General features: G+C 51.3%; 15 protein-coding genes. 8 read left to right on the plus strand and 7 right to left on the minus strand.

What is annotated here, in order from left to right; genetic code table 11:
• Positions 1–47: 47 nt before the first annotated feature.
• Positions 48–1,124, plus strand: a complete 1,077-nt coding sequence (locus CDA56_RS07530; RefSeq protein WP_032448228.1) for an IS110 family RNA-guided transposase — start codon at positions 48–50, stop codon at positions 1,122–1,124.
• Positions 1,125–1,151: 27 nt separating this feature from the next.
• On the opposite strand, the gene umuD is transcribed toward CDA56_RS07530, so the two are convergent.
• Complete coding sequence (umuD, locus tag CDA56_RS07535; RefSeq protein ID WP_004850301.1) at positions 1,152–1,574, minus strand: translesion error-prone DNA polymerase V autoproteolytic subunit; 423 nt, start codon at positions 1,572–1,574, stop codon at positions 1,152–1,154.
• Between the two features lie 287 nt (positions 1,575–1,861).
• Here umuD and CDA56_RS07540 point away from each other — a divergent pair, with 287 nt between their 5' ends.
• The 3 genes from CDA56_RS07540 (at position 1,862) to CDA56_RS07550 (ending at position 2,896) form a co-directional block, all read left to right on the plus strand.
• Positions 1,862–2,056, plus strand: a complete 195-nt coding sequence (locus CDA56_RS07540) for a hypothetical protein (protein ID WP_014229113.1) — start codon at positions 1,862–1,864, stop codon at positions 2,054–2,056.
• A 156-nt stretch (positions 2,057–2,212) separates the two neighbouring features.
• Positions 2,213–2,404, plus strand: coding sequence for a hypothetical protein (locus tag CDA56_RS07545; RefSeq protein ID WP_004850297.1), 192 nt, complete (start codon positions 2,213–2,215; stop codon positions 2,402–2,404).
• Between the two features lie 177 nt (positions 2,405–2,581).
• The gene (locus CDA56_RS07550; protein ID WP_004850294.1) at positions 2,582–2,896 is read left to right on the plus strand and encodes a PTS sugar transporter subunit IIB; all 315 of its coding nucleotides are present in this window, start codon (positions 2,582–2,584) and stop codon (positions 2,894–2,896) included.
• 54 nt (positions 2,897–2,950) lie between these two features.
• Here the strand turns inward: CDA56_RS07550 and CDA56_RS07555 are convergent, their stop codons facing one another.
• The 4 genes from CDA56_RS07555 to ymcF all read right to left on the minus strand — a co-directional run bounded on the left by CDA56_RS07555 (position 2,951) and on the right by ymcF (position 5,605).
• Positions 2,951–3,514, minus strand: coding sequence for a YagU family protein (locus tag CDA56_RS07555; RefSeq protein WP_014229112.1), 564 nt, complete (start codon positions 3,512–3,514; stop codon positions 2,951–2,953).
• Positions 3,515–3,710: 196 nt separating this feature from the next.
• Complete coding sequence (locus CDA56_RS07560) at positions 3,711–4,292, minus strand: outer membrane beta-barrel protein (RefSeq protein WP_032720811.1); 582 nt, start codon at positions 4,290–4,292, stop codon at positions 3,711–3,713.
• A gap of 125 nt (positions 4,293–4,417) precedes the next feature.
• Positions 4,418–5,047 (minus strand): winged helix-turn-helix transcriptional regulator, encoded by a 630-nt coding sequence (locus CDA56_RS07565; protein WP_014838304.1) that lies wholly within the window; start codon positions 5,045–5,047, stop codon positions 4,418–4,420.
• 369 nt (positions 5,048–5,416) lie between these two features.
• Positions 5,417–5,605: a cold shock small protein YmcF gene (gene ymcF, locus CDA56_RS07575; protein ID WP_071532263.1), complete on the minus strand. Its 189-nt coding sequence runs from the start codon at positions 5,603–5,605 to the stop codon at positions 5,417–5,419.
• 838 nt (positions 5,606–6,443) lie between these two features.
• On the opposite strand from ymcF, the gene CDA56_RS07580 reads away from it, so the two are divergent.
• On the plus strand, positions 6,444–7,469 hold the full coding sequence (locus CDA56_RS07580; protein WP_025107986.1) for an AraC family transcriptional regulator: 1,026 nt from the start codon (positions 6,444–6,446) through the stop codon (positions 7,467–7,469).
• Positions 7,470–7,663: 194 nt separating this feature from the next.
• Positions 7,664–8,494, plus strand: coding sequence for an oxidoreductase (locus CDA56_RS07585; RefSeq protein ID WP_048263679.1), 831 nt, complete (start codon positions 7,664–7,666; stop codon positions 8,492–8,494).
• A gap of 44 nt (positions 8,495–8,538) precedes the next feature.
• Here the strand turns inward: CDA56_RS07585 and CDA56_RS07590 are convergent, their stop codons facing one another.
• Positions 8,539–9,519 carry an NAD(P)H-dependent flavin oxidoreductase gene (locus CDA56_RS07590; RefSeq protein ID WP_102803587.1) on the minus strand — a complete coding sequence of 327 codons (981 nt, stop codon included), beginning with the start codon at positions 9,517–9,519 and terminating at the stop codon, positions 8,539–8,541.
• Between the two features lie 158 nt (positions 9,520–9,677).
• Here CDA56_RS07590 and CDA56_RS07595 point away from each other — a divergent pair, with 158 nt between their 5' ends.
• On the plus strand, positions 9,678–10,574 hold the full coding sequence (locus tag CDA56_RS07595) for a LysR family transcriptional regulator (RefSeq protein WP_102803588.1): 897 nt from the start codon (positions 9,678–9,680) through the stop codon (positions 10,572–10,574).
• 100 nt (positions 10,575–10,674) lie between these two features.
• Here the strand turns inward: CDA56_RS07595 and CDA56_RS07600 are convergent, their stop codons facing one another.
• The gene (locus CDA56_RS07600; RefSeq protein WP_014838299.1) at positions 10,675–11,559 is read right to left on the minus strand and encodes a LysR family transcriptional regulator; all 885 of its coding nucleotides are present in this window, start codon (positions 11,557–11,559) and stop codon (positions 10,675–10,677) included.
• A 171-nt stretch (positions 11,560–11,730) separates the two neighbouring features.
• Here CDA56_RS07600 and CDA56_RS07605 point away from each other — a divergent pair, with 171 nt between their 5' ends.
• Positions 11,731–12,867, plus strand: a complete 1,137-nt coding sequence (locus CDA56_RS07605; protein WP_014229103.1) for an alpha/beta hydrolase — start codon at positions 11,731–11,733, stop codon at positions 12,865–12,867.
• The last annotated feature ends 52 nt before the right edge of the window (positions 12,868–12,919 follow it).

A 12,919-nucleotide genomic window follows, 5' to 3' on the forward strand; every position in this document is an offset into this window, starting at 1 on the left:
GTTATCTGTCTGGAGATTCAACTCTGTTTCCTCACAGGAGCTCTGTCATGGTTGATAAAGTTACCGAAGCTGCCGTTGTGGGTGGCGTGGATACACATAAAGATTTGCACGTTGCCGCTGTCGTAGATCAGAACAATAAAGTCCTTGGGACTCAGTATTTCTCCACAACACGACAAGGTTACCGGCAGATGCTGGCATGGATGACCTCGTTTGGGACATTAAAGCGAATTGGTGTTGAGTGCACAGGTACCTATGGTTCCGGTTTGCTTCGTTATTTTCAGAGCGCCGGGTTAGAAGTTCTTGAGGTGACTGCTCCAGACCGGATGGAGCGACGCAAACGGGGTAAAAGTGACACAATTGATGCTGAATGTGCCGCTCATGCAGCATTCTCAGGCATCAGGACAGTTACTCCCAAAACGCGTGATGGCATGATTGAGTCCCTGCGGGTATTAAAAACTTGCCGAAAAACAGCAATATCAGCCCGCAGAGTCGCTCTCCAGATTATCCATTCAAATATTATCTCTGCCCCGGATGAATTACGTGAACAGCTCAGAAATATGACGCGCATGCAGCTCATCAGGACCCTGGGTTCCTGGAGACCTGATGCCAGTGAATACCGCAATGTAACCAACGTTTATCGCATTTCATTAAAGTCCCTTGCCCGACGCTATCTCGAGTTACATGACGAAATCGCTGATCTGGATGTCATGATTGCGGCAATTGTCGACGAGTTGGCACCTGAGCTGATTAAACGTAATGCTATCGGATACGAAAGCGCTTCACAGTTGCTGATCACTGCCGGAGACAATCCTCAACGGTTAAGATCAGAATCAGGATTTGCGGCACTGTGTGGTGTCAGCCCGGTCCCCGTTTCTTCTGGAAAAACGAACCGTTACCGACTTAATCGTGGTGGAGATCGTGCTGCAAATAGTGCACTTCACATCATCGCCATCGGACGCTTACGAACTGACGCAAAAACAAAGGAATATGTCGCCAGGCGTGTAGCCGAAGGACATACAAAAATGGAAGCGATACGCTGTCTAAAGCGATATATCTCCCGCGAAGTTTACACGTTACTGCGCAATCAAAACAGGCGGATCAACAGTATCCCGATAACAGCTTGACTCTTAGAAGGGCGTCCAGGGCAAACATCAGCGGAGCCTGTTGATGCTGAAAGTGACGACGCCAAAAATCTCCAGCGCTTCACCGTCGTTGCGCAGCACAATTGGCGGAAAATCCGGGTTCATCGGCAAGAGCTGCATGATGGGGTGCGTACAAAGACGCTTAACCGTGTATTCACCGTCGACTGAGGCAATGATGATATCCCCATGTTTCGCTTTCAGACCGCGATCCACCACCAGCAGCGTACCTTCATAAATGCCGGCATCCACCATTGAGGTGCCTGTCGCCATGACAAAATAGGTTGCCGCGGGATGGCTGATACAAAGCTCATTGAGATCGATTCCCTTCTCAATATAATCCTGCGCAGGGCTGGGAAAACCGCATGGGACAAGGTCGCTAAACAGCGGAATCGACACGATCTGACGCAACTCAACCGGTTTATAGAACAACATAATAGATTCACCCGTTATAATACTGTGTTTTTATACAGTATCGATAGTTCATCTGAGTTTTTCAAGTCGCCTGTCGGAGATTGGCGTGAAGCCGTTGAAGTTGCGCTGAATTTTGCGTAAGGCGTTGCATAGCACGGGGCTGGAGAATGCCTCTCCCTACGTATTCCAGATGGTTTTGTACGGCATGCTGGAAATTTCCGCAAATTGGGAGGAGGATAGAATCCGTTGATGCGTGCTTTGCTCATCGCTTGTTGTTGTCCACCCGACATACTGAACCGGAGATTCATATGTATTACACGTTAGGAGACAAAACTCTCCACTTTTATCGTTATCAGTGCCGTTTTTATGTCGCTCATTGGGACGGAGGTCATGTGATGACGGAGAAGTTCAAACCGTTTATTGCCTCAATCACCGAGAAAACGGGCATTGAGGCAAAGAACGTTGAGGCGGCGGCGCGGGACTACTTCAATAACGTCGACTGAGATTGAACCCCGGACCATCGCTATCGGCTTATCCATAGCGATGGCAACGGCTGGCGAACGGCAGAAAGCGCAAATAATAAGCCGTGTCACGCGATCGTAAAACAAAGCCTGTAGGATAGCCCCCGGACGCCACCAGCGCTAAAACGAGGTGAAGAGATGGGAACAGTAAAAGCCAGCAATCTGGAACAGGCAAAGCAGCTTCTGCAGTCCGGCGACGCCATTAAACTCGAACTGGATTTCGAGCTCGACTCTGATGAGTTTTTTAATTTTGCTATCGAGTACTGTACAAATGGAACGAAGCTCACGCGAGCCGGCGATCGCTTCCTGATTTCACGTAAAAAAAGGTAGCCTGAGAGTCATCCCTGCCATTCACAGCATCACAGAGGCATACGTTTTTCGCATCTGTGATGCTCTCCGTCATAATAAAAATATCCGCAGAAATTAACCTCAAATATTGATACATCGCGCATTTTCGTGAGTAAAGGAGGAATAGTGTAGCTTCGCTATCTCACCGAGGGTTAAATCGTGAAAAAACTATTAATATGCTGTCTGTTTGGCGAAACGGCAGGGATTATTGCCCGCAAAATGCAAAAAATTGCTGACGATCGGCAATTAGATTTATTAATCAGCGCCGTTGGGGTTGAAAATTTCTTTAGCGTCGCGCCTGCCTATGATGGCGTACTGGTTGCGCCGCATATCCAGTATAAGGTTGAACAATTTATTAGCGCACTGCATTTACCACAAGAAATTGCCGTGATTGAAAGCTTGCCCTATGCCTCATTTGATGGCGAGAAGATCCTCAACTTCGCGCTGAATACAATGCCTTCATCTCTGTCCTGATCTCTACGTCCCGCCCCACACAACCCGCGAGATCGCGGGCTCTGTGGGGATTAATTATCTGAACGGCGCGTCAAGAGGCACTTCAGCGTCCGGTTCGTGGGTGATGCGGTTGCGAAGATCGCGACGAATCATCTCAATGGCCCAGAACCAAAAAATATGCCCCACCAGTTCCGAAATATATTCATCGGCAGGAATATTCAATAAAGAGGGGGTCAGGCCCAGTAACGGAAAGGAAATCCAGTGTACGGCGATAGTTGCGACAATCCCGGCCCATACCCCCTGCCATAATTTAACTTTCGGAAAGACCTCCGCGACGACACAATAGCCAACGGCAAATACCAATGAGAATATAATATGCGTAACCATCACCGGATTGATGATGTGTTCGGAAAAAGTATAAACCGTATGCGTCGGGTCAATGCCCAGATAGTCGCGTAAGAAAAGATAAGGTGGGTTAAATTCATCTCTGCCACCGGAGAAAGTACGCGGCGGTAAAGGAACTTCAGCGCCCCATTTAACAAATGCCGACATAATCCCTGCCACTACCCCGACAAATAACGCTACGCCATAACGACGGCGTCCAGGTGTGGTCTGTTTAAAAAAATCCTTAATTGCCATAAAATCACCATTAATATATTACATTTATTTTCCCTGTATCATATTTAAAGGCATTGGCGATTATCAATGTTGATCACGATCACACTTTATCGGGTCCTGTGGCTACCAGTTATATACTGTAATTATGACCATAGGTATACCATTAGCAGATAAAGAGCCCCTTTTATTCAAAGGAGACTCTTCCCGTACGATGCGTTTATTGCCCAAAGCGGTAGCTAATGCCGGCCATCACGGAGCTCACATCGCTGCTCACGCCAATTTGGTTTTCGTTACCCACATTGTTGACCCACTGGTACTCCAGGCGCCCCGACCATCTGTCATTAAAGGCATATTCGGTACCGAAAGCCAGCACCGGACGCACGCCCGTATCAAATCGATTTTTTCCATTCACATCGGATTCCGCACGGTAGCCCATCAGGCCGGCCCGGCCGTACAGATCCCAGTCGCTGGTCAGGCTGTAGCTGGCCTTCAACGAAAGCTGTAGCCCCTGACTTTTCATTTGCGAACCGGCTGCGCCATGGCGACCATTGATGCCCATATTCCCTAAATAGTCATATCCACCTTCAACCGCCAGCCAGGGGTTAATCTGATAGCCGGTAAACACACCGCCGCCGACGTTATCACGGTCAACATCGACTTGCCGATCGGTGCTGGAGTCGCCGTAGTGCGACCAGCCAAATTTAGACCCCGCGTACCAGGTCCCTGTCTCCGCAGCAGCAAAAGCGGCAGTCGCCGTAAAAGTATGAGCAATAATTAACGTAATAAGCGTCTTCTTCATAATCATCCCATTGTCGACCCTTTGTCGAATAAATGTCATCGTCAAAAGTTAAGTGGGCCTACAATAGAATATTAACGTCGCGCTGATAATCGTTTTATTATTTAATTTTGGACAAACTGCCAGCGCTAAAAACGCTCGGGTAATTTATTCACCCCCGTCAAATACCCTCCCCGTTTAAAAGCAATATAATTACCACTTTTTAACGCCGACAACACGTTTAATACACTGCTGCGTGATAAGTGCGTACGTTCCTGGATATAATCCAGGATAGAGACCCGCATCCGGGTCTCTTCGGGTAGCTGGCCCATTTCCTGCAAATGATTGCGGATAACGGCGTAGGTTCGCTGCTGTACGACGAGCGCGTCGCGATAGAAAAGATAAGCCGTGTGGTACGACAACAGTGAGGCGACGTCTTCCCAAACGCCGTGCTGGCGAAAGGCTTCCATCGCTTTTTGCGCATCAACGCGCAGTATTGTCGATTCGGTTTCCGCACGCAGCTGATGGCCGCGTACCGGCTGGATCATCTCGGCAATACCAAACAGGTGTGGGTGGTAAACCGTGACAATCAACAGACCGTCCGAGGCCCGGAGTATGGAGAGCTCGCCGTCAAGGAAAAGGAACAACTGCGGTTGATTTTTATGCGTCCAGGTCATGCGTTTCCGCGGCACAACGACCATTTTTTCAGCAATTGGCGTCAGGAGCGCCGTTAAGCGCTGGATACTCTCTTCCGGACGGACGGGCGGTAGGATATGCATAGAAATACCTGATTAGTTCTGGTTTAAGAATTATAGAACGCAACAAGATTTCCGTAAGAATTGCGTAGCTGCGCATTGACGCACATCGGCAAAGAGAAGAAAAGTACGGCGTGATTTAAATTTAAACAAACTAAAAAGCTGCCCGCAGGCAGCCCGATCAAAATGGTAATAATGCTTACTATACCCGTCATACTTCAAGCGGCTTATGTGTTGGCTTTGTTACTCGGTTCATCCATGAGCCTCGCCCTTACGGGCCGCCGGGATAAGGCGTTATCTATGCTTCTTGAAGCTCACGCCCTGGCCGCCTTTAAGCAACTCGAATTATTTAGGATATTTGCAGATATCAAAGGCCCTTTTCGGGGCCTTTTCTTACTTCCGTAACGCCAGCGATGCCGAGTTTCTGGAAATATGCGGTGCGATGTTATCAAATGTAATCATTGCGGATTTACAAAAAATGCATTTCGCGCCAAACGGATTTTTTTCAGAAACATCGTAGGTGGATGTTCTGTACTGTGACCCATGACAGCATGGGCATCTGAAATGAATGTGGTCAATCATGATGTTAGCCTCTTTTTGCTACAACATTCTCTACCGCAGGGACATTTAGCCATATTTCACAGAAAACGCCTTCCCGGCTTTTCTGTCACAGCGTAAAAACGCTGCTCTGAATGGTTGAGAATAACAATGACATCATTGTCATTACTTCTTATAGAAACATCTGAAGCGCACTTCAGACTGAACTCTATTACTGCACCAGCGATTTTTTAATGTTGTTAATTTCTTAGTTTGCCCGAGGGCACGTAATGTTCGGTAGATTTCAATAAAATAATCGTGTGCTTTGGGATAACGCTATCTCTTATGCACTTTTCACGCTAAACGGGAGATACAAGGACTTTCCTTCACTATCACCGTTTGCGCCAGCTTCTGAGCCTGTCTACACGGGTTTAGACCGTCATCGTTGTCGCAGGTTCAAAAAACTTTAACATTATTCGCGTCACAGAGCTTAATTAATCACGATAAGGAGAGTCTAAAGAAGGATTATCTATGGATAACGCTTGAGATGAGAACTGCTTCGCTAAACCGTTTATTACCGCATCTGTGTAGTAAATCAACTTGCTATTGATCACACAGATGGCGATTGATAGCAAGCTTTATTTTCACGCCACGATGTTCGCCAGCTGGCGAGCTGGTAACGCGAATGAATCCAGGGCCCAGGCTGGAGAGGCCGCCCAGGGATGACCCGATGACCCCGGGAAGGTGTACAGCCGCCTCTCATTTGGCGTGATTTGCCACAATTGTGGCGCTTTATGAATGTTACCGCCAGGATTGAAACGTTATGCTCTTCTCCGGGAAAAGATTCGCTCCCTGACAACACTCATCCTGCGGAAACCTGACAATGGCACATAACCGTACTTTCTCTCTCAATATCGGCTGGAAAGCGCTGCTAAAAGATGCGGGTTTAGAGCCTCAACATCTACTACGCAAAGCAGGATTGCCCGACGACACGTTTTCGAGGACAGAGCGCGGCCTTAATATCGAGGAGTATATTCGTTTCTGGCGCGCCCTTGAGGTAGAAACAAACGATCCTGCTTTTCCCTTACCACTGGTAGAAAGAGTCTCTGCTGAAATCTTTGATCCCCCGCTTTTCGCCGCACTATGCAGCACCAACATGATGCAGGCAGTTCAGCGACTGGCCAGATATAAGCAACTCATTGCCCCAATGGTTCTGGAAATAGTTGTAGAACACAGCGGCATCCTTACCGTTTCACCGCGCTGGCTGTCAGCGACAAACATTCCTCCGTCCCTGCAGATAGCAGAACTTGCTTTCTTACTGCGGCTGCTAAAACTTGCCACTCGCGAACCGGTCACAGCAGTGAAAGTCACGCTCCCTCAGCTTCCCGCCAGAATACAGGACGGCCACCTTACCCGCTTTTTCGGTACCGCCGTAGCGTATGGAGAAAAACCGGCCATCAGCTTTTCCGCCGCTGATGCCCTCCGCCCGTTTTTAACGGTGAACGAAGGAATGTGGCAAATATTTGAACCAGAGCTGCGCCGCCGTCTCAGCACGTTAGATGAAACGGCCTCAACAACTGAACGCGTACAGGCGGTACTTCTTGAGCTTCTTCCCGGTAACGAAGCCACTATTGAGAAAACGGCGGAGCGCCTCGGTATGAGCAAACGTACGCTTCAGCGCAGACTTGAAAGTGAGGGAGGAAATTTTCGTACATTGGTCAATATTTGCCGGGAGAACCTGGCGCGGCACTATCTGAGTCATACCCATCTCTCCGGCTATGAGATTGCATTCCTGCTTGGCTTTGAAGATCCAAACTCCTTCTATCGCGCATTTATGGCCTGGACCGGACAGACGCCGGAAACCGTCAGAGGGAGCATGCGTCTTAATGGAAAGAACTCCTCAGGTTAAACAAACGAGATGACGCGGTTGTTAAGCACCGACTTGCCATAAGAATCGCGTTACCTCCTGTCGTTTCCACAAAAGGCGGCTTCCTTTCTGATCTGAAGCGAATGGAGCCGTTAGCAAGCGTACTGGCGCATAAGGCCAGATGAAAAGAGCCTGTCTGCAGGCAAACTGTAGCCAGTCCATGAAACGAGGTCCTTATGTTCGCTCCGGAAAAGAAAACCGCGCTGGTCACCGGCGCATCGTCAGGGATGGGTAAAGCTATTGCCCGTCGCCTGATTCAGGATGGTTACCAGGTATATGTTGCCGCCCGTAGCATCGATAAAATGGCCGATCTGGCCGAACTTGGCGCACAGCCGTTACGGATGGATATAGCCAGGGATGAGGAGATTGTCTCCTGTGTAAACGCCATTCTGTCGCAAACCGGGGGAGTGGATGTCCTGATCAATAATGCAGGCTTTGGCCTGTATGGACCCGTAGAAGAGATCGGTATTGATGAAGCACGCTATCAATTTGAGGTTAACCTCTTTGGTGCCGCACGGCTGACGCAGCTACTGCTCCCTGCAATGCGGGCCAGACGTAGCGGGCATATTGTCAACATCTCCTCGATGGGAGGGAAGATGTACAGCATCCTTGGCGCCTGGTACCACGCCACAAAGCACGCGCTCGAAGGATGGTCAGACTGCCTGCGCCTGGAGGTCGCCGGATTTGGGATTAAGGTCACGATCGTCGAGCCGGGGGTGATAGAGACAGGCTTCGGTGATGCTGCCAGCGAAAGCATCGTCAAACGTTCACACAGTGGCCCCTATGGCCAACTGGTGAAAATGGTGGCCGCGTCGATCAAAAAAACTTACGGGCACGGGACAGGCAGCGATCCGAAGGTTATCGCGGATGTCGTTTCAAGCGCCATTAACAGTAAGAACCCACGTACGCGCTATGCCGCAGGTAAGTTTGCAAAAATGCTTATCTGTCTGCGCGTCTGGCTGGGCGACCGTATATTCGACCGTATTATTCTCAGTCAGACACGCTAACAAGCGGATGATTTAGCTGAACGGCCTGCGTCTCTTGGGGAGCGCTAACTCACGGTTAACGCGTCGACCACTTCCGCTACGCTTTTGACGCTGCGGATGCTGCCGATACCCGTGCCGAGCGTGATATAGCCCTCATCGGCATTGCCTTCCAGCATGCCGACGCGCAGGCCGCGTAATCCCCCCATTGCTTCACCGAGCGCCTCGTTGCTGGCGCCGGCTTTATCCATCGCCACCAGTTTTTCGGCCAGTCTGCCCGGCAGAGAGCGATAGTAATGGGGCAGCGTGCGGAAAAGCAGTAAATCCAGGCCACTGGCGGCAATAATTTTATTTTTGACCGACCGCGGCACTCTGCTTTCTTCCGTCGCGATAAAAACCGAACCGGCAAATATCCCTTCAGCGCCGAGCGCGTGCGCCGCTCTGGCGGTGCGCTTGTCGGTAATACCGCCCGCGGCCATCACCGGAACACGCTTCACCGCATCGGCGATCAGCGGCACGATAGAAAAGGTTCCCAGCGCGGTCCCCGGCAATGTTCCTCCCTCATCAAAGCCGGTCGCGACGATGATATCGGCGCCCGCTTCTTCAGCAAGGCGGGTATTTTCAGGCGTCGGGTTAATATCGCGATAGATGATAGCAATGCCCGCCTCTTTTAATTCGTTGAACAGCGCCGGTATGAGCGCTCCTTCACCGTAGCCGGTATACACCACGGCCCTGACACCCTCTTCTTTTATCACCTGCAAAATAGGCGGGGTCCAGATATCGTTTTCAGCCGCGGGGATCAGGTTCACGCCGAAAGGTTTTTCGGTCAGCCGTTTGGTTTTGCGGATCTCTTCACGCATTTTTTCGGCGGTTTCTTCAGGCGTGGACACCGCGGTCTCAGCGGTTAAACCGGCATTCGGCCCCAGCACACCAAGCCCGCCGGCATTGCTGACAGCGGCGACTAAACGGGCATCGGTCAACCACGATAACGGCCCCTGAATAACAGGTTTTTCTATATTCAGGATCTGGCAGATTCGGTTATTTTTCATGGAGTAATATCCTTCACAATAGCGCTATGGAGCGGTTCAGTTTCATGATGGAAGGAGTGTAGGACGTTATATTATTTAGAAAAATAGCCAAAAAAGTGCATCACTATTATAAAATCAGTAACAATGTGATATCCCGATCCCGGCAAAAGAAGCCCGCTATGCAAATAAACCTCTTTGAATCGATTCGCATTTTTATTGAAATTGTCGAGTCCGGTAGCTTTACTCAGGCAGCGGAGAACCTGCAGATTCATCGTCCTGCCGTCACTAAGGCATTGCAGCTGCTTGAGCAGCACTGCGGCACGCGTTTGATGCAGCGAACAACGCGGCGCATCAACCTGACGCCTGACGGCGAAGCGTTTTATCGGCAGAGTAAACCTTTACTGGCCCAGGCAGATGCGCTGCTGGAGTCGTTTGGGAGCGATAGCGTATTGCACGGCCAGCTTCACGTGGATATGCCCGTCGCTTTTGCGACGTTATTGGTCGTCCCCCATCTGCCTGATTTTTATCGCCAGCACCCTGACGTCGAAATCATCCTCAGTAGCTCAGACCTCCGCCGGGATATGCTGCGCGATGGTCTTGATTGCTTACTGCGGGTGGGGGAACTGGACGACGGGGACTATATCGCCCGTAAGTTAGGCAATATTAAAATGACGACCTGCGCCAGCCCGTCCTATATTGCCAGCCACGGTGTGCCGCAAACGCTGGAGGATCTACAGCAGCATCAGGCCATCAACTGGATTAACAGCAGCAGCCGACAAATTATGCCGTGGACGTTTTCTACGCCAGAAGGAATAGTTGAAATGACGCTTCCCGGCAAGCTGGTCATCGATAACTCTGAAACCTATTTATCGGCAGGCCTGGCAGGGCTGGGATTAGTCCAGGGAATGAACGTTTTTTTACAGCCTTATCTCGATCGCGGCCTGTTAGTGGAAGTCTTACCTGACAACCCTACCCCCGATCGCAAATTGTCACTTCTGTATCCGCACCGCCATCTTTCACGCAAAGTGCGGGTGTTTACCGAGTGGTTAGAAAGCTTATTGGAAAAACGGGATTAAGGCACTCATCCCCGTGAAAAACCACAATGATTGATAAATGCTTGCGGTTACTGCCTTAAACCCAGTCAACGATCCGCGCCCCACTCTGGGTCCTGCTTGCTCAGATTCTCAGCGTGTCTATCACCGCCCGCAGCGCGGGCGACACATTACGATGGGGATAATAGAGAAAAGAGCCTTCCAGCCGCTGGCTGTAACGCTGCAGGACTCTGATAAGCGCGCCTCGCTCTAAGTCATCGGCAACCAGTTCCTGCGGGACATAGGCCAGCCCCAACCCCAGCCGGGCGGCCTTCGCTTCCATATAGCTGTCGGCAAAGGCCCACTGTCCCTGCGGCCGGTGGGTGATTTTTTTACCGTCCTGATTGAGTTCCCAGGCATAAATAGTCCCGTCGCCAAACTGGTACGCGATACAGGGATGAACCACCAGGTCCGCCGGCGTTTGCGGAAAACCGTAGCGGCGAAAATGCTCGGGCGTGCCGACAACGACCATCTCCATATCGGGTGAAATGCGCACCGCGACCATACCGCCGCCGACTTCCGGCCCCAGACGCACCCCGGCATCAAATCGCTCCGCGATAATATCGACAAACCGGCTTTCACTGATGAGTTCCAGCCGGATATCGGGATAGCGTTGTTTGAACACCGAAAGCTTTGGCAGAAGCACTTTATCAATGGCGTGCTGGCTGGCATTGATGCGGACGGTACCGGTGGGGGTGTTGCGATAATACGCCAGAGTGGAAAGCCCCGAATCTAACGCATCAAAGCCGGATTCAACGGTTCGATAGAGCTGCTCGCCGGCCTGGGTGAGCGAGAGTTTACGGGTGGTACGCACCAGAAGCTGTACCCCCAGCCTTTCTTCAAGTTCACGTACCGCACGGCTGACGCCGGATTGCGCCAGCCCAAGCCGCTGCGCCGCGGCGGTAAAACTGCCCTCCCGCACCACCAGCATAAACAGGTACAGATCGTTATAGTTTTCCCGTTTTGCCATGATTCCTCCCGCGCCTGCGCCGTAATTTATAACAATATGATATGAATCTTAGCACTTTTCACCCGCTAATCAGCACTCTGACTGCTAACTATAATCAGCGCATTGCAACAAAGCACAGCAGCGTTGTCCGTATGAAACCTGTATCTGGAACCTGTTTTAGGGGAATGATTAATGAAAGCGTTTACCAGAAAATTGACGGCCGCCATGCCTGCCATGCTGCTATGCGCGTCACTAAGTGGAGTCACCACCATGAGCTATGCCGGGACAACCAATCCAAACGCGCCCGTTTCGCTGGTCGAAAAATGGGACAAAACCTTCGCGGAAAGCGCGAAAGTCACTCACCGTAAGGTGACCTTCCAGAACCGCTATGGGATCACCCTGGTCGGCGATCTCTACATTCCGAAAGATCGCGGCGAGCGCAAGCTGGCGGCGATTGCAGTCAGCGGCCCCTTCGGCGCGGTGAAAGAGCAGTCCAGCGGTCTGTATGCGCAGACCCTGGCGGAACAGGGTTTTGTCACCCTCGCCTTCGATCCTTCTTATACGGGGGAAAGCGGCGGCCATCCGCGTAACGTCGCCTCTCCGGATATCAACACCGAGGATTTCAGCGCGGCGGTGGATTTCTTAGGATTGCAAAACGAGGTGGACCGCAACCGAATTGGCCTGCTCGGCATCTGCGGCTGGGGCGGCATGGCGCTGAACGACGCCGCGATGGATACCCGGGTGAAAGCGGTGGCCACCAGCGTCATGTACGACATGAGCCGCGCGATGGGCCACGGCGTTGGCGACGGTAAAGACCGCTATACTACCGCCGATCGCCGCGCCGTCTTGCAGTATCTGAACGCGCAGCGCTGGAAGGATGCGGAAAGCGGCACATTCGCGCCGGGCGGGCATGATATTTATGTCGATCAGAAAGGTCACGTCAGCGCAGGCGATCGTATTCTGCCGGAAACCTTACCGGCCAACCCGAACCCGGTTTTGAAAGAGTTCTTTGACTATTACCGGATGCCGCGCGGTTTCCACGCCCGCTCCGTGAACTCAACCGGCGCGTGGAATGCAACCATGCCGCTGTCGTTTATGAATATGCCGCTGCTGAGCTATGCCAGTGAAGTCACTATCCCGACGCTGATCGTGACCGGAGAAAAAGCCCACTCACGCTATTTTGCCGAAGACGCCTTTAAGGCCATCGGCAGCAAAGAGAAAGAGCTGGTGATCGTCCCCGGCGCGAACCATGTCGATCTCTATGACAATGCGGCCGGTAAAATCCCGTTTGCCAGATTTGAACAGTTTTTCAAAACCAACCTGAGATAACGGCCGAAAGCCGCCCGATCGTCGCGGGCGGCTTGCCCTCGCCCGCGCATGA

The organism is Klebsiella michiganensis (assembly GCF_002925905.1).
GTDB classification, from domain to species: Bacteria; Pseudomonadota; Gammaproteobacteria; order Enterobacterales; family Enterobacteriaceae; genus Klebsiella; species Klebsiella michiganensis.